The sequence below is a fragment of the Veillonella atypica genome, assembly GCF_041431435.1.
GTDB classification, from domain to species: Bacteria; Bacillota; Negativicutes; order Veillonellales; family Veillonellaceae; genus Veillonella; species Veillonella atypica.
This window is the reverse complement of the sequence record NZ_JAPVXV010000003.1, coordinates 17,287-34,543: the sequence shown is the minus strand read 5'-3', so window position 1 is coordinate 34,543 and position 17,257 is coordinate 17,287. Positions and strand designations below refer to the sequence as shown.

The following is a 17,257-nucleotide window of genomic DNA, read 5'->3' as shown; positions in this document are numbered from 1 at the left end:
CGCAAAAGAAAAAAGACGGTACCCCAAGTACCGTCTTTTTTATATGTGCTAGTTAATTGTTAAAAATATGGCAGAGGAGGAGGGATTTGAACCCCCGCGCCGGTTGCCCGACCTACCGCATTTCGAGTGCGGACCCTTCAGCCTCTTGGGTACTCCTCCGTGCTTTACGACGCTCTTTAAAAAAATCTTTCATCAATTGGCTGCATTCATCAGCGAGGATGCCTGCTTGCAATTGTGGTTCATGGTTTAGTCCCGGATGGGATAGCACATTAAACAGAGATTCTACGGCGCCTCCTTTGTAGTCGCTAGCACCATATACAACGCGATCAATACGGCTGTTAATAATGGCCCCTGCGCACATAGGACACGGCTCTATCGTAACATACAGGGTGCATCCAGTCAACCGCCAGCGCTTTAGGCTATTACAGGTCTCACGGATGACGAGAACCTCGGCGTGAGCTGTTGCATCATGATCCAGTTCACGGCGGTTATGATGACGTGAAATGACTTGATTATCGTGGACCAAAATGGCGCCAATAGGAATTTCGCCAAGGGCATACGCTTTTTTGCCTTCTTCGATGGCAAGGCTCATAAAGTATTCGTCACGACTGCGCTCGTCCATTGTATTAAGTTCGGTTGAATCCATTAGGTCTTTTGTCATTATTGCACCTCTTAATGTATAATATCTTACATAGAGTCTATCATATTTTATCGTATTTTTGCGAATAGATTTAATCGTTGTGTCAGTTGCTTGTGTGAGGCTAGTATGGATATTATTTGGTATATGTTTGACATGATTGGTACCATCGCATTCGCCGTATCAGGCGCACTTGTGGGTGTGTCCCGTAAAATGGATATTTTTGGCATGGCCGTGCTCGCGCTTTCTACTGCTATTGGGGGCGGTGTGATTCGTGATGTACTGTTAGGCTATTTCCCGCCTAATTCACTTCGTAATGTGGTGTACGTTACGGTCGTTCTCGCAGTGACTTTTATTGTATTTGCTATTTATAACAGTCGCTATCATCGCAACATAATGGGACCTCGTAGTAGGGCTAGTTATTTATTTGCCGATGCTCTTGGCTTAGCATCCTTTACCGTAACGGGTGCCTCCGCAGGATATACACTATATCCTGACTTGCCTATATTCATCGTATTGCTTGGTACGATTACCGCTGTAGGTGGTGGCATTCTGCGCGATATGTTGGCGCAGCGCGTGCCTTCCGTACTGAAAGAAGACGTATATGCGTTGCCTAGTATTATTGGCGGTATAGCCTATTATCTACTGGTAATTAGCGATTGGGTGGGCCAAGCTGTATATGGGGCTTTCACCATTGTGCTTGTTATTCGTCTACTAGCTATAAAATATCACTGGAGCCTGCCTCGTGTCAGATAATAATCGGTTTTATGCGATATATTTGCCAAATTATGACTAAGTGATATAATTGTAATATTAGTTATTTTTTTATGATTGTATCCCTTACAACAGTTGTGAAATGGTACGCACAAGCGTGCTTGATAAAGGAGTTTAACCTATGTCTAAAAAATGGTTGAAAGTAGCGTTAATGGTTACGGCTATTGCTACGGGTACATCCATTCAAGTTGATGCGGAAACTGTGTTATATGTTCCGCAAGATGATCGTCCAGTAAGCCTACAATATACAGTTGATACTGCAAAGGCAGCGGGAATGACGGTGTTAACACCACCACAAAATTTGATTTCCGGTAAAACCTACAAAGGGCAAGCCGATCAAATCTGGAATTGGGTAGAGCAAAATGCGGGCCGTGCCGATGTTATGGTATTGAGTACAGATACCTTAATCTATGGCGGCCTTGTGGATTCTCGTAAACATAATTTGCCATTGAGCACATTGGAAAATCGTTTAAAACGCATCGAAGCGCTTAAGGCAAACCATAAAAATATACGCATTTATGGTTTTGGTACCGTAATGCGTTCCCCACGCGCTAGTGGGGGTGGTACAGAACCATCCTACTATGCAGATTATGGTCCAACCATATTCCAAATTGCTGCACTACAAGATAAATTGGATGCAGGCACATTGACACAAGCGGAAACGCAAAAATTGATGAGCTTGCAAGCCTCTGTCCCTGTAGAATATCTACAAGACTGGTTCTCTCGCCGTCAAAAAAATATGCAAGTGAATAAAGACTTGATCGATGAAGCGCGTAATGGTGTCTTTGCATACTTTGCATTGGGCCATGATGATACGTCTCAATTGTCTCAATCCGCATTGGAAGGACGCTATTTAAATCAATATTCCAAGGGCATTCCACGTACACAATATGGCAGCTTCCCTGGGGCAGATCAACTCGGTTTATTGTTGATGGCTCGTTCTCGTACCGATGAAAGTGCGGAAAAACCTACGTTCTCCGTTATCTATCCACTTGGTGGTGCCGGCAAAACATTGCCAGGTTACGAAGACCAAACCGTTGATAAAACGATTTCGGAACACGTAGAAGCCGTTGGTGGTACGATGACAACTGCAGGTAAACCAACTGTTCTTCTCGCTGTTAATACACCGCTTTCTACGAGTACATCTGAATCTGAAACCTTTGGTAATTTCCCAATGATTTCTCAAGCTACGACTGCCTTTGTAGATCGTATTCAACAAGCTACGGAACAAGGTGTAAACGTGAGCATTGCGGATATTGCCTATAACAATGGCTCTGATAATACCTTGTTAGGTGCTTTATATAAACGCGATTTACTCTATAAAATCGGCGCTTACAATGGCTGGAATACAGCAAGTAATACGGTAGGCTATGCGATTGCACAAGGCTTATTGCTACAAACTATGTCCCCAGAAGGGCATCGCGATATGTTGACCCAACAATATTTGGATAACTGGGCATACCAAGCGAATATCCGCAAGGATATTTATCGTATGCAAGATTCCATTCGTACCGACAATGTACGCTACTCTGGTGATTTGAATTCAAAATTAGAAGAGTATTTACAAGAACGTGTACAAGATTTCAGTGAAACTTATTTGAAGGTAGACCCTCGTACAGTTAAGGCTACATTCCCATGGGGCCGTTTGTTTGAAACGGATATTACTGTTTATGATAAACCAGTAGTACCTCTTCAAAAAGAAATTCGTATGCAACGGGAAGCAGAAGCGAAGAGACAAGCTGAAGCTGCAGCAGCTGCTGCTGCGGCTGCACAAGCCAATGGCCAAGAACAAGCCGTTCCAGCTGTGCCAACTACAACAACTCAAGCTGCACCAGCTGCAACTTCGACAACGGTAGTACATCAAGCATCGACTTCACCGCGCATCGTTCCAACACCGGCCGCTGTGCCTCAACAATAATCGCCTATGAAACGATCGTTTTTGCCTGAAATAACCTATATGCGTGGCCTTTGTATGCTCGGCGTTATCGGCATTCATGTCGGCTCCTATGCATTACAAAATCCGTTCGTTAATTTACAACTCATTAGCGTGTTGGAAATCTTATCGCGTTTTGCAGTGCCTGCATTTTTCTTCCTGTCAGCCTTTGGTTTGTTCTACCATACATCGGTAAACGATCCATTTAGCTACAAGGATTTTATGAAACGACGCTTTCAAGTGGTGCTCTATCCTTACATTGTGTGGTCTCTATTCTACCTCGTCTATACAGGCATAACGGCGCACAATTTTGGAAATCTCCATCCCGGACCATTGCTTGTGAACCTCTTGTTTGGTAACAGTATGTACCATTTATATTTTATGGTTATACTGGTATGGTTCTATGTGCTCATGCCACTATGGCGTGTGATGGTACGGTGGATTTTGAAAGCCCCCATTCCGTGGCTTGTCATCTTATTTGTCATCCAATTAGGTGTTGACTTTATATCATCTTATCGATTGGGAGCCTGGGTGACACAACAGTTTAGCGATTCTCCAGCCATAAAATATCTCTTCGATATGCGCCTTAATTATTGGGTGATTCATTATGTATGGATATTCCTTTTTGGTGCTGTTGTAGCCGAACGATATGAACAGGTGAAGGATTATATGTGGCGTTACCGATATCTATTGGCCACATGTGCCATTTTATCGATTCTATCCATGTTGGGCGCCTACTACTATGTCATGGATGTATGGCATTATACGGTGCTCGAAGCGATTTACACGGTACATCAGTTGAGTCCAATGGGTGTATTCTATACGGCATTAGGCACATTGTTTAGCTTATTCCTATTCCAAGTGATGCCCCTCAACAATACGATGGAGGCGTTCTGGTCACAAATTGGGGATACTTCATACGGTATCTATTTGGCGCATCCGTTTTGGTTATTGATTATGACCGGAATTATGGCCAAGTATAATCTTCTATTTACAGTGCCTCACGTAGTGCTGTTGTATGTGATGGCCGTAGGATTATCCTACTTGACGACAGTAGGTTTAAAACAAATACCAAAGCCAATTCGAAAATATATTCTTGGCAACTAATAGGCTTATACAAGCCCTGTAAGATTGGTATATAACTAATTACAATAGAATCCGCTCCTACCATAACTTATAGTTATCGGCAGAGGGCGGATTTTTTCATGACTAAAATGAAAACTTTCACAATGTAAAGTGTGAAAATTAATCTGTGATTGTGCTATAATACAATCATACTGATTAGAGTTACAACAAGGGAAAATGAGGTGCTCTTATGAAAGAATTAACATATTTTAACGGTGAATTCGTCGAACCAGGTGCAAAGGTAATCAGCATTGATGACCGTGGTTACTTATTCGGCGATTCTGTATATGAAGTTGTACGTGTTACAAAAGGTCGTTGTTTTGCATTGTCTTATCACCAAGACCGTCTATATCGGTCCATGCGTGAAATGGACATTCCCGTAAAAATGACACCAGATGATTTGACCGAACTTCACGAAATTTTGATTGAACAAAGTGAAATCAAAGAAGGTTACATTTACTTACAAATCTCCCGTGGTGTGGCGCCACGTCATCATGCGTACGATCGCTCTAAACTTGAACCACAAATGCTCATGTCCATTCATAATCTCGATATGGATGCAGTGAACAAGTTGGAATCCGGTGTGAAAGCTATCGCATTGCCTGATGAACGTTGGGGTCATGTAGACATTAAAACAACGAATTTGGTTCCTAACATTTTGGCACAAACAAAGGCGGAAAAGAAATTTGCCTATACAGCGATGTTATTCCGCGATGGCATTTGTACTGAAGGGGCTACATCTAATGTATTTGCCGTGAAAGATGGAATTATTTATACACATCCAGCGGATAGTCATATTTTGAAGGGCATTACGCGTCAAATGGTTATCACTCGTGTGGCACCTTCATTGGGCATCACTGTTATCGAAAAAGAGTTTGACCGCGCCTTCGTTGATGATGCGGATGAACTATTCTTTACCAATACAACCGGTGGTGTGATTCCGATTATAAAACTCGACAGAAATCCTGTAGCTGATGGTAAACCAGGTGCAGTGACTATGAAATTACGTCATGGTCTAGAAAAATTAATGGAAGAAGGCTTGGCTTAATTAGCATACTATAGGTATCAATATGGTAGCTATAGTGGCTGGTAAGGGGAGCTTTCACAAAGAAAGGACATATTTTGATTACATTAGAACACATTAGCAAGGTCTACGAAGGTGCTAATCGTGTAGAAGCGCTGAAGGATATTAGCCTCACCATTGAAAAGGGGCAAATCTACGGCATTATCGGTCAATCAGGGGCCGGTAAATCTACACTGATTCGTTGCATCAATATGCTGGAAGCCCCTACATCGGGCTCCGTTATCGTAGACGGCACAGATTTAACGAAATTGAGTGCTAGTGAACTGCGTAAAGCGCGTAAACACATTGGCATGATTTTCCAACATTTTAATCTTTTATCATCGCGCACGGTCTATGACAATGTAGCATTCCCATTGGAATTGCAAGGGCTTAGCAAGGCTGAAATCAAGGAGCGCATCACTCCGATTCTCGATATCGTAGGTTTATCGGACCGCGTGAATAACTATCCATCCCAGCTATCCGGTGGTCAAAAGCAACGCGTCGGCATTGCTCGTGCGTTGGCATCTAATCCAAAGGTATTATTGTGCGATGAAGCTACATCTGCGTTGGATCCACAAACAACAGAATCCATCTTGGAATTGTTGAAGGATATCAATGAACGGATGGGGCTTACCATTGTGCTCATCACTCATGAGATGAAGGTTATCCGTGAAATTTGCGACCGCGTAGCCGTTATCGAAGGCGGTGTTATCTTAGAAGAAGGTAGCACGCTCGAAGTATTTACAAATCCGAAGAAACCGACTACAAAAGATTTCGTTGGCTCAGTAGTAAGCGATAACCTACCACAAGAAGCGCTTGAACATATTGAACTTCATGATGACTGGATTGCTGGTACGGCACCATTGGTAAAATTGAAGTTTACCGGGCAAGCCACAGATGAACCTGTTGTAGCAGGTTTAGTACGTCGTTTTGACCTCGATGTAAGCATTTTGTTTGGTGGCATCGACTACATTCAAAACACTAGTGTAGGCCGTCTTATCATCATTTTGAATGGTGATCCTATGAAGGCGCAAGAAGGGCTAGACTATATCAGAACATTACCAATTGAAAGCGAGGTGATCGGTTATGTCAGAGCAAGTAATTAAATTGTTGATAACCGGTACCTTGGATACATTGCAAATGACCGTTATCTCTACGATTATGGCCATGATTATTGGTATTCCGCTCGGCGTTGTATTGGTGGTTACATCTAAAGGGCATATTTTAGAAAATGCAGCGCTTAATAAGATTCTAGGGGCTATCGTTAATGCGACTCGTTCCATTCCGTTTATCATCTTAATGGTTGCCATCATTCCGTTTACACGTATGGTTGTTGGTACGTCCATTGGTACGACGGCTGCTTGTGTACCGTTGACATTGGCGGCGATTCCGTTTTTAGCACGTCTTGTAGAAACATCCATTAAGGATATTCAATTCGGTGTTATCGAAGCTGCTCAATCGATGGGGGCAAGCCCATTCCAAATTATCCGCAAGGTATTGCTACCAGAAGCATTGCCAACGATTATCGATAATGTTACGGTGCTTATCGTTAACTTGATTGGTTACTCTGCAATGGCTGGTGCTATTGGTGGCGGCGGCCTTGGTGATATTGCTATCCGCTACGGATACCAACGTTTCCAAGGAGATATCATGCTTGCTACCATCATCATTCTCATCATTATGGTTCAAGTTATCCAAATGATTGGTGACGGTTTATCCAAAGCGATGAATAAGAAATAGGAGGCGTTATGAGCGTCAATGAAAAATTGAGAAGTGCTCAACATGACGAGCTCTTTGAAGGCATTTTACAACTTCAAACTGTAGAAGAATGTTATGCATTCTTTGAGGATATTTGTACTGTTAATGAACTGAAAGCATTATCGCAACGACTTCAAGTGGCTAAAATGTTACGCGCTGGTGATAGCTATGAAACGATTGTAGAAGAAACCGGTGCTAGTACAGCGACGATTAGTCGTGTGAAACGATGCCTTGTATATGGTGCTGATGGTTATACAGTGGTATTAGATCGATTGGCAGACAAAAAATAGTCGTAACATATTCATAGTAGGATATAATACATAACGGTGACCCTGGTCACCGTTATTTTGTATATAGGACTATTGTTTTTACTAATACGAATGGTAAAATGATAGTATATGTATGTGAGATATGGGAGGTCGTATATGGAATGGCTAATTGCAATAACCGGATTACCCTATGAGGTAATGATACTTATATTGCTTGCTGTAGCAGGGGCCTTTGCGGGCTTTGTGGATTCCATAGTGGGTGGCGGTGGATTGATATCTGTGCCGGCCATGTTGCTAACTAATTTGCCTCCTAGCGTGGCTCTAGGTAGTAATAAATTGTCTAGTATCTTTGGGGCCGGTAGTGCATCAATTACATTTTTACGAAACCATATGGTTGATTTTAGGCTGGTTCGTAAACTATTGCCTTTTACCTTTATAGGTTCTATGCTGGGTACTTTGGCGGTTGTATCATTACCGCCGCTATATGTTAAACCGATTATTATCGTATTACTCGTGGCCGTTACATTATTTGTAGTCTTTAAAAAGAACTGGGGCGAAGTAAATCGCACCTCTCAAGTAATGGGGCGAGCACTTTATATTTGTATGGCCTTTGCTCTTGGCATCGGTATTTATGATGGCTTTATAGGCCCTGGTACGGGTACATTTCTCATTATGGGATTTATCTTTACCGGATTTGATTTTCTCCATGCTTCGGCAAATGCTAAAATTTTAAATTTTACCAGTAATTTAGCATCTTTACTTGTGTTTCTATATTTAGGACACGTCAATATTATGTATGGTCTTGCCGCTGCGGTGGGACAAGTTGTGGGCGCCTATTCAGGATCTCATTTAGCCATTGCGAAAGGGTCCTCTTTGGTGCGTGTTGTATTCCTGTCTGTTACGACAGTGATGTTGTTAAAATTAGTGTTTGATTATATTTCTACCTTGTAGGAGGTGTGAGTATGCCTCATAAAAATGATGTTCAAGTGGCATTGATCAGCGGTGGTACATCGGGAATTGGATTTGCCACAGCTAAGCTATTATTGCAAGAAGGTTGGTGCGTCGTTATCAATGGCCGCGATGAACAAGCGGGACAAAGGGCAAAGATGAAATTGCGCCGATATTCTTCGAAGGTGCGCTATGTGAAAGGCGACGTATCTAGTGTTAGCGATTGTCAGCGCATCGTAAAAGAAACGGTAGATTTCTTTGGTAGTATTTCGGCTCTTGTAACGGCGGCTGGATATTATGAAGAAGAGCTACTAGCCGATGTATCTGAATCGGCCTTTGATGAAATGTTTGGAACAAATGTAAAAGGAACTGTATTCTTGTGCCAAGCAGCATTGCCTTATTTACGTCAAGTAAAGGGCAGTATTGTTACCGTATCTAGTGATGCGGGCCTACAAGGCAATGTAGCCTGCTCAGTATATGGTGCGTCAAAAGGTGCTATCGTAAGCTTTACAAAATCACTGTCCCTTGAGATGGCACCTCATGAAGTACGTGTAAATTGTGTATGTCCTGGCGACGTAGATACATCGCTTGTAGATAAGCAAATTGCCCAATCCCATCAAGATGCGGAGCAAGCAAAAGAGGAGATGGGCCAACATTATCCGTTAGGACGTATTGCAAAACCTCATGAAATTGGAGAAGTTATCGCTTTTTTAATTAGTTCAAAAGCATCTTTTGTAACAGGTGCTGCGTGGACGATTGATGGAGGTCTTACGAGTTGGTAGTGAATAGAGTGTTATCTATTACTAATAGTCATAATAAGACAGTTTATACAGGGTAAAATATATATTATTCATTTCAATTCTACATTGAGAATGGTATAATAATACTAATGAACGATACATACATTCACAAGTGGAATCCGGAGAAAAAGGAGAACGATTATGGCAGAATATAATGGCGTTAGAATTGAACCGCTTAGCGATGGTGGTCAAGATTTAAATTATCAAGTTGAACAATTTATTTTCTGGGGCGCAGGCCGTGCTGCCGTATTGGCTTTGTCTCCAAAATTCAGCAATGTTGCACTATGCACAAATGCAACATACATGGTAACTCGCATTGCTCATTTATATGATGTTGAATTACAAACAGGTGCTGTTGTAGGTTTAGTAGGTGGCTTGAGCACTGCTATTGCTACAGCTGCTATTTCCTTACTCGTACCTTTTAAAGCAGTACGCGTACCGGTAGCTATTGGTTTGACCTATGCTATTGGTAAGGTAGCTCATATTTGGATCGAAGATGGTATGCCATCCGACATCGAACGCTACAAACCTATGATTGCTGAGTTCTATGAAAATGGTAAAGCCATTGCTGGCGAAATCGCTCGCGATGCAGCAGCAAGCATTCCGTTCACTCAAGGCCAACGCGATGTATGGGCTGGTATTGCCAATGAAACAGGTCTTGCAAAAGAACAATTAGAACAAGTATATTCTGAAAAAGTAGCACCTGCTATTGAAAAATGGAATACGGAAACGAAATACCAATTGCATGATAATGCAGCAGAAGCAGTAGCAAAAGTAACTGATGCGGCAAAAGAAAAAATCGATGTAGCAAAAGAAACATTGGATACTGCAAAAGAATTGGCTAAAGGTGGCGTAGAAGTAGCGAAAGCAACTACTCAAGTGGCTGTGGAAAACGCAAAAACTACAGCGTCTAAAGCTGTGGAAAATGCAAAAGATACTGCGTTCCAAGCTGTTGAAACAGTAAAAGAAACGACAAAATCCACAATTAACGGTTTTCGTAAATAGTTAGAAGGATTGGTATGAATCCATTAAAGATTATCAAATATGGCAAGTATTTTAGTGAGTCTCGATTCTTGGCGTTTGCCACTCGCTATGGTAAAAAACTTGCCTTTGTACAAAAAGCAGTGGTGTTATTCTTTTGCTTGCGCGATCAAGATACACCAAAATATGTAAAGGCTATTTTAGCCGGCGCCTTAGGGTATCTCGTCCTACCAATCGATATCATTCCTGATACGATTGCGGGCCTTGGCTGGGTAGATGATGTAGCAGTTCTCGGTATTGCTTTCAAAATAGCCAACCGCTATATCAAAACATCCCACGAAGAACAAGCGAAAAAGCTAATCCCTTTTGGCAACTAACAAGTACATAAAAAGGCAGTTTAATCATTGTTATTGGTTGGACTGCCTTTGTTTATTTGACACCCTTTGTTAATAGATATACAATTAAATTTGTATTGTAATAAGAAGGATGAATAAATGTATACAGCGACAATTAACGTCCGTTTCTATGAAACCGATATGATGGGAATTGCTCACCATAGCAATCATTTTCGGTGGTTTGAAATGGCGCGTATTGAATTCCTTCGTCACATCGGTGTCACCTTGTGGGATATGATGGACGAGGATATAGTATTTCCAATTATGAATGTATCGTGTAACTATAAGGAACCTGCTCGGTTCGATGACACGATTAATATAGAAACCTATTTAGTCAAAATGACCCGTGCTCAGATGGTATTTAAATACCGCATGCGCCGCGCTAGCGATGGTGCTCTATTGGCGACGGGTGAGACTAAGAATGCCTTTATGTCTAAATCGTCTGGGAAAATCGTACGATTAGAGGATCGCTTTTATCAACCTATTCTAAATGCTGTTGAGGAGATGCCTCATGACTAATATAGATACACAACGATTGCCTATCGGCGTCTTTGACTCAGGTGTAGGTGGTCTATCCGTTTTGAAAGTTCTACAGGAACAATTTCCCAATGAAAACTTCATCTATATAGGGGATAATGCTAATAATCCCGTTGGCAATCGTCCAACCGAGGAGATTACAGAAATCGCTTGCCGTATTGCAGAAACATTACATCAAGTACCTGTAAAATTGATGGTTATCGCTTGCAATACTTTCACCGTAGTGGCCCTCGATGAGGTGCGCAGTCGCGTCAATGTGCCGGTTATCGGTGTATCGCAAGGTGTTAAGACTGCTATTCGTGAAAGCAATAGTAATACCATCGGTATCATGGCGACGGTGGCGACCGTTAATAGTCATATTCATAAATATGTGGCTATGGACATCGACCATGAGGTTTTTGTATGGGAACAACCATGCCCAGAACTAGCCGGCTTAATTGAACAAGGTCATTTGCATGATGACGCTGTTCGTAAAGCCGCTAAGGAGTACTTAGCACCTATGCTAGAACGGGATATCGATGTTGTCGTATTGGGATGTACTCATTTCCCATTTGTTAGCCCTGTCCTGCAGGAGTTATCAGGTGACCGCATCCGATATATCGACCCTGCTTATGAGACTAGTGATCTAGTACGACGTACGATGGACAGCAATCATTTGCATAATCCATCTACCGAGAAGGGCCATAGCACCTTGTATTTCACAAAGGATATTGCCCTAGGGGCTGATTTAGGCGCCCAATTCTTAGATACTGATGATTTTTCGGTGGAATTGATTACACTATAAAGGAGAATTCATATGTGGTTTTATGACATAATAAATGTGATAGTTGCCATTGCAGTTATCGTAGCTGTTTTGTACCTATTATTCCGTCTATTCGTATTAAAACAAGGTAACGAACGCGTTATTTTGTTGCCAAAGCGGAAAACAATCTTTCAATTGGCAGATATGAATATGAGTTCTATGACATTGTTCTGCGATGTGCCATTTGTAAACAAAGGCCGTCAACTTGGTACAATCATGGATTTATTCCCACGTCCTTTGCTTCCAGAAGAACATTTTGATGGTGTGAAAGTAGACGCTTGGGCTATGGATATCGATCGTCCACGCCACGATGGTTACTTTGAAGCTATCATCATCAAGCCTCGCAAGGGTGGTACAATCCGCGTTTACGTTACCTTAACTGGTAGAAATGGTAATATTCGTGAAGATATTAAGGGATTCCCTTATATGGACATCGACATTTATTACCAAATCGTAGGTCGTACCGATTACCATATCGACAAACAACGTATTCGTTTGACTGCAGAAGAAGTACAAGCAGCATTGGTTCACTAAGGAGGCATAACAATGGCAGAATTAGAATTAGTATGTGTTCCTACACGTATTCTTACAGATAATGATGACATCGTTGATGCTATCGTTGAATTTGGTGGTCACAATATTGGACCAGAAGACATCGTATGCGTAGCAGAATCCGTTGTGGCTATTACACAAGGTCGCTTTACACGTCCTGAAGAACTCAATGTGTGTTGGCAAGCGCGTATGATCAACCGCTTTATCCATCCAGATGGTTCCATGGCTTCTATTTATGGTATGCAATCTGCTATGAACTTAGATGGTAAATGGAAGGTATTAGGTGCTTTCTTCTTAGGCGCTATTGCTAAAATTTTCCGCAAACCAGGCGTGTTTTACGCTATCGCCCGTGCTGCATCCTTAACCGATGACGTAACAGGTACAATGCCTCCATTCGATAAACACATCGTATTTGGTCCAAAAGATCCAGATAAGGTGGCTGAAAAAATCGTTCAACGCACAGGTTGCTATGGCGCTGTTGTAGCAGACGTAAACGACTTGAAACGCTCTGCAATTCTCGGTACAAGTCGCGGTATTGATGCGAAGAAAATCGCTAAATTGTTGATTGATAATCCATTTGGTAATGATAGCCAAATGACACCAATCGTTATTATTAAAAACTACGCTTCTGTTTCGGGAGCAAAATAAAAGATTCTCGATGTTTCCGGTGCAGAACTGGTAAGTCTAGAGATTAACAAAAGAGACTGCTCCGGCGGTCTCTTTTCTGTTTAAAGGAGGACATATGTTATTAGGCATAGATGTAGGCGGCACCTTTACGGATGCCGTTATTATAGATGGGGGTACCATCGTTTCATCGGCGAAGCGGCGAACCACGAAGGAGAATCTTATGAATGGCATAACGGATGCCTTAGGTGCGGTGATGCGTGGTGTGGACCCTGCACAAATAGAACAGGTAACGCTATCCACTACGGTAGTGACAAATACAATTGTGGAGCATAAAGAACAGCCTGTAGATCTCTATGTAGTAGCGGGGCCAGGGCGCAATGTAGATGATATATTCCCTGTAAGACCTGTGTATCTTAAAGGGTATACGGACCATCGTGGCATCGTGGTGGAACGTACAGATATAAAGGGGACTCATCAACTAGCGAACATGGTGCAAGCTAAGAGTGGTACCGATTTGGCTGCTGTATCCGCAAAATTTGGCGTTCGCAATCCAAAGGAAGAAATCGATATTGCTCAGGCTCTAGCTGACACATATCATACGATTTCTACAGGCAGTGCGTTAAGTGGCAATCTTAATTTTCCACGTCGCACCATCAGTGCATATTTTAATAGTGCCGTGGCCTCTGTATTTAAGGAATTTAAGAACGCTGTTTACCACGCATTAGATACCTTTCACATTACGGCACCGGTATATATTTTGAAAGCTGACGGTGGTTCGCTACCGATAGATACGGTGGAATCCATTCCTGTAGAAACGGTATTTACCGGACCAGCTGCAACGGTACTTGGCTTGGAAGCATTGCGCAGCACTAAAGACGCCCATACGGTGGCCCTTGATATTGGCGGGACTACAACGGATATTTCCTTGTGGAAACAGGGCAAACCACTGATGACAAAGGAGGGCGTATCCATTCGTGAATATCCAAGTGCTGTACGCTCCTTTGCGGTTACCTCGGTGGGCATTGGCGGTGAATCGGCGGTGCGCTATGAAAATGGGAAACTCATGGTTGGCCCTGAACGGATTGGCCCATCTGTTGCATTGGGCGGCACTATCCCTACATTAGGGGATGCCCTCATCGTGCTTGGTAACGCGCATTATGGTGATGAACAGAAGGCGTACGATGCTATTGCACAGATTGATATGACCATTGATGCGAAAACCATGGCTCAACGCATCGTAGATGAAGCCGTCCGTGTTGTAAAGCAAGGGATTGATACGGTCGTGGCGAAGGAAAATAAACGACCTATCTATGTAGTGGCCGATATTGTGCATCCTGATCCATTTGTGCCGGCCCAGCTTGTTATCGTCGGTGGCACGGCGGCTAGTTTGGGCCCTATTATTGGGGACCAACTAGGATTGCCTGTTCATATTCCAGCCGATGCGGCCGTGGCTAATGCCATCGGTGCTGGTGTGGCTAACCATACGATGGCGATTACGGTTCACGTCGATACAAAACGTCGTACTATGGTAGTGCCAGAACTGGGTATTCAAGATAAAAGTAGCTCTTTGCGTTCTGCTGACGCTGTCGCAAAAGTAGCTTATGGCTTACTGCGCGAGGCTGCTCAGGAACAAGGTCTTGTACCTCAAGGTACAATGCCTGCTATAGAAACGATTAGTATTGAAGATTTTCCTGTTGTCGATGGATGGCAATCGATGGAACGCATTATTACTGTGAAGGTACAACTGAAAGCGGGGGTGAGCATCTATGTGGAATCATAAGGACAGTTACCGGGTACGTAATGGAATCGTGTCGGCTAGCACAATAGAACATCCTTCATTAGGCCTCGTATTTTTCCCGGCCTTTGATTGGAAAATTTCTGCTACCCATCCAGAACGGCAAGAACGATTGCTCTATACGCGGGATCAAATTGTGGAAGAAGGCTTATTGGATGTACCGAATATTAGAGAATATAATCCTATCGTAGCCGACTGGGATGTGATAGAACGAGTTCACGTTGGGGCCCCTGATTTAGCATCTTGGGTAACCGATGCGCATCGCGTATCGGCTGGTGGTGCCATTGCAGCAGCTGATGCAGTGCTACGAGGTGAAGTTGATCGAGCCTTTGCCCTCGTTAGACCACCAGGACATCATGCGATGGCTATGGTTCATGGCATCCGTGGATTCTGTACCATCAATATCGAAGCCGTTATGATTCAACATATACGTCAAACCTATGGTGTGAAACGGGTGGCCATCGTAGATACTGATGTACATCATGGTGATGGCTCACAAGACGTGTTCTACCATGACCCAGATACATTGTATATAAGCTTTCACCAAGATGGACGGACCTTATATCCGGGTACCGGATTTATGGATGAATTCGGAGGCCCTCAAGCCATTGGTGCTAACATAGATATTCCACTACCTCCTGGCACGGGTGATGAAGGTTTATTAAAGGTGATGCGCGAACTCGTATTGCCGATTCTACATGAATTTAAACCGGATATCGTCATTAATTCAGCAGGTCAGGACAACCATTTCTCGGACCCATTAGCCAATATGAATGTGACCGCTAAGGGCTACGCAGAATTAGTGGATTTATTGCAGGCAGATATTGCAGTCCTTGAAGGTGGCTATTCCGTACAAGAGGCCTTGCCTTATGTAAATACAGGTATCATTTTATCGATGGCTGGGTTAGATTACAGTCGCGTTATCGAGCCAAACTATGTAGAACAACATCAGACGGCTGATGTAACGAGATATATTGATAATCTTATTTTGAAATGGAAGGACCAATGGGCTAGGCGTGAAGAAATAGCTCGAGATGAACTCATCGGTCACAAGGATAGATGGGGCCGTGATTATTCTGTGTATTACGACGAATCTGGTGTACAAGAAGAGCGTCGTGAAACAGTGCGCCTCTATCCAGATAAAATTGGCTGGCATAGCATTGAATCCTATGGTAATTATGGGCCCTATGCAAAGCAAAGTGTGTACGCCATGTTTATTCCCTGGCAAGCCGATGATGCTACGCGTGAAGAGGCTTTCACTGAAGCACGTCGCATGAAAGAACAGGGTGGTCTCAATCGCTATGTAGTGGTGGACCCTATGGGACAGGGACAAGTTGAGATTTAGCCTGTCGAATGGGAACCATTGTTCATGATATAATAGAATAAACGAGATAGCGCCCCTCGTGTGAGGGGCGTTTCTATTGTGATACATATCCTATAATGAACTATTCAGTATGGGTATATTAGAGATAAAGGGGGCGTTGTTATGCGCAGTGACAATAGAACAGCAGGTCAATTGAGACCTATTAAAATAACGAGACATTTTACAGAATATGCAGAAGGCTCTGTACTCATCGAATGTGGTAAAACAAAGGTCATTTGTACAGCTACTATCGAGGAAAATGTACCGCGCTGGTTAAAAGGTTCCGGTCAAGGCTGGGTGACTGCAGAGTATTCTTTGTTGCCACGTTCTACAAAAACACGGGTAAGCCGTGAGGCCGCTCGCGGTAAACAAACGGGCCGTACTGTTGAAATTCAACGCTTAATCGGTCGTGCATTGCGCGCTGTTGTAGACTTAAAGGCTTTAGGCGAACGCTCTATCACCGTAGACTGCGATGTTATCCAAGCCGATGGCGGTACGCGTACGGCGTCCATTACAGGTGCCTTTGTAGCCCTTGTGGATGCCATCGATTTTACATTTGGCGGCTTTGGTAAATTCCCTATTACCGATTTCTGTGCCGCTATTTCCGTCGGCATTGGTCCAGAAGGTCCTATTACAGACCTTTGCTATGAAGAGGATAGCGCTGCCGTAGTGGACATGAACGTGGTGCGCACCGGTGCTGGTAATCTCATCGAGGTACAAGGTACGGGTGAACATGGCACATTTAGCCGCGATGAACTTAACCAATTATTAGACCTTGCAGAATCTGCTACCGATGAATTGATGGCTGTGCAACGCAATGTACTCGGCTCTGTAGCGGACAAAATTGGCAAGGTGTATCCTGATGTGCCTGTTCAAACCGCTGAAGGAGAACAATAAT

The 17,257-nt window shown here is 43.1% G+C and carries 19 protein-coding genes and 1 tRNA gene; 18 read left to right on the top strand and 2 right to left on the bottom strand.

The window, feature by feature from the left end:
* Window positions 1–68: 68 nt before the first annotated feature.
* A tRNA-Ser gene (locus O3598_RS04165) sits at window positions 69–159 on the bottom strand.
* The gene (tadA, locus tag O3598_RS04160; protein WP_287505525.1) at window positions 113–661 is read right to left on the bottom strand and encodes a tRNA adenosine(34) deaminase TadA; all 549 of its coding nucleotides are present in this window, start codon (window positions 659–661) and stop codon (window positions 113–115) included. Before tadA ends, O3598_RS04165 begins: the two co-directional genes overlap by 47 nt.
* Before the next feature lie 105 nt (window positions 662–766).
* Between tadA and O3598_RS04155 the strand changes: the two genes are divergently transcribed.
* The 18 genes from O3598_RS04155 to rph all read left to right on the top strand — a co-directional run bounded on the left by O3598_RS04155 (window position 767) and on the right by rph (window position 17,256).
* A complete protein-coding gene (locus O3598_RS04155; protein ID WP_371451923.1) occupies window positions 767–1,393 on the top strand; it encodes a trimeric intracellular cation channel family protein in 627 nt (208 codons plus the stop codon).
* Between the two features lie 139 nt (window positions 1,394–1,532).
* Window positions 1,533–3,329 carry a DUF4127 family protein gene (locus O3598_RS04150; protein WP_371451922.1) on the top strand — a complete coding sequence of 599 codons (1,797 nt, stop codon included), beginning with the start codon at window positions 1,533–1,535 and terminating at the stop codon, window positions 3,327–3,329.
* A 6-nt stretch (window positions 3,330–3,335) separates the two neighbouring features.
* Window positions 3,336–4,451: an acyltransferase gene (locus tag O3598_RS04145; RefSeq protein ID WP_371451920.1), complete on the top strand. Its 1,116-nt coding sequence runs from the start codon at window positions 3,336–3,338 to the stop codon at window positions 4,449–4,451.
* 208 nt (window positions 4,452–4,659) lie between these two features.
* The gene (gene dat, locus O3598_RS04140; RefSeq protein ID WP_371451918.1) at window positions 4,660–5,517 is read left to right on the top strand and encodes a D-amino-acid transaminase; all 858 of its coding nucleotides are present in this window, start codon (window positions 4,660–4,662) and stop codon (window positions 5,515–5,517) included.
* A gap of 74 nt (window positions 5,518–5,591) precedes the next feature.
* Window positions 5,592–6,638, top strand: coding sequence for a methionine ABC transporter ATP-binding protein (locus O3598_RS04135; RefSeq protein ID WP_016475934.1), 1,047 nt, complete (start codon window positions 5,592–5,594; stop codon window positions 6,636–6,638).
* The gene (locus O3598_RS04130; RefSeq protein WP_005377242.1) at window positions 6,619–7,272 is read left to right on the top strand and encodes a methionine ABC transporter permease; all 654 of its coding nucleotides are present in this window, start codon (window positions 6,619–6,621) and stop codon (window positions 7,270–7,272) included. Before O3598_RS04135 ends, O3598_RS04130 begins: the two co-directional genes overlap by 20 nt.
* A gap of 8 nt (window positions 7,273–7,280) precedes the next feature.
* Window positions 7,281–7,580: a YerC/YecD family TrpR-related protein gene (locus tag O3598_RS04125; RefSeq protein ID WP_005380196.1), complete on the top strand. Its 300-nt coding sequence runs from the start codon at window positions 7,281–7,283 to the stop codon at window positions 7,578–7,580.
* A gap of 135 nt (window positions 7,581–7,715) precedes the next feature.
* Window positions 7,716–8,510: a TSUP family transporter gene (locus O3598_RS04120; RefSeq protein ID WP_316065542.1), complete on the top strand. Its 795-nt coding sequence runs from the start codon at window positions 7,716–7,718 to the stop codon at window positions 8,508–8,510.
* An 11-nt stretch (window positions 8,511–8,521) separates the two neighbouring features.
* On the top strand, window positions 8,522–9,289 hold the full coding sequence (locus O3598_RS04115; protein WP_005377228.1) for an SDR family NAD(P)-dependent oxidoreductase: 768 nt from the start codon (window positions 8,522–8,524) through the stop codon (window positions 9,287–9,289).
* Between the two features lie 159 nt (window positions 9,290–9,448).
* Window positions 9,449–10,312, top strand: a complete 864-nt coding sequence (locus tag O3598_RS04110) for a hypothetical protein (RefSeq protein WP_287503536.1) — start codon at window positions 9,449–9,451, stop codon at window positions 10,310–10,312.
* Between the two features lie 14 nt (window positions 10,313–10,326).
* Complete coding sequence (locus O3598_RS04105) at window positions 10,327–10,665, top strand: YkvA family protein (RefSeq protein ID WP_371451915.1); 339 nt, start codon at window positions 10,327–10,329, stop codon at window positions 10,663–10,665.
* A 117-nt stretch (window positions 10,666–10,782) separates the two neighbouring features.
* Window positions 10,783–11,202 (top strand): acyl-CoA thioesterase, encoded by a 420-nt coding sequence (locus O3598_RS04100; RefSeq protein ID WP_005377257.1) that lies wholly within the window; start codon window positions 10,783–10,785, stop codon window positions 11,200–11,202.
* Window positions 11,195–12,004: a glutamate racemase gene (gene murI, locus O3598_RS04095; RefSeq protein ID WP_005377276.1), complete on the top strand. Its 810-nt coding sequence runs from the start codon at window positions 11,195–11,197 to the stop codon at window positions 12,002–12,004. The genes O3598_RS04100 and murI overlap by 8 nt, the downstream gene beginning before the upstream one ends.
* Before the next feature lie 12 nt (window positions 12,005–12,016).
* The gene (locus O3598_RS04090) at window positions 12,017–12,556 is read left to right on the top strand and encodes a hypothetical protein (RefSeq protein WP_371451914.1); all 540 of its coding nucleotides are present in this window, start codon (window positions 12,017–12,019) and stop codon (window positions 12,554–12,556) included.
* Between the two features lie 12 nt (window positions 12,557–12,568).
* Window positions 12,569–13,222, top strand: a complete 654-nt coding sequence (locus tag O3598_RS04085) for a coenzyme F420-0:L-glutamate ligase (RefSeq protein WP_005377243.1) — start codon at window positions 12,569–12,571, stop codon at window positions 13,220–13,222.
* Window positions 13,223–13,316: 94 nt separating this feature from the next.
* Window positions 13,317–14,981 (top strand): hydantoinase/oxoprolinase family protein, encoded by a 1,665-nt coding sequence (locus tag O3598_RS04080; RefSeq protein WP_371451912.1) that lies wholly within the window; start codon window positions 13,317–13,319, stop codon window positions 14,979–14,981.
* Window positions 14,968–16,341 carry a histone deacetylase family protein gene (locus O3598_RS04075; protein WP_371451910.1) on the top strand — a complete coding sequence of 458 codons (1,374 nt, stop codon included), beginning with the start codon at window positions 14,968–14,970 and terminating at the stop codon, window positions 16,339–16,341. The genes O3598_RS04080 and O3598_RS04075 overlap by 14 nt, the downstream gene beginning before the upstream one ends.
* Window positions 16,342–16,482: 141 nt before the next feature.
* Window positions 16,483–17,256, top strand: a complete 774-nt coding sequence (rph, locus tag O3598_RS04070) for a ribonuclease PH (RefSeq protein ID WP_287500709.1) — start codon at window positions 16,483–16,485, stop codon at window positions 17,254–17,256.
* The last annotated feature ends 1 nt before the right edge of the window (window position 17,257 follow it).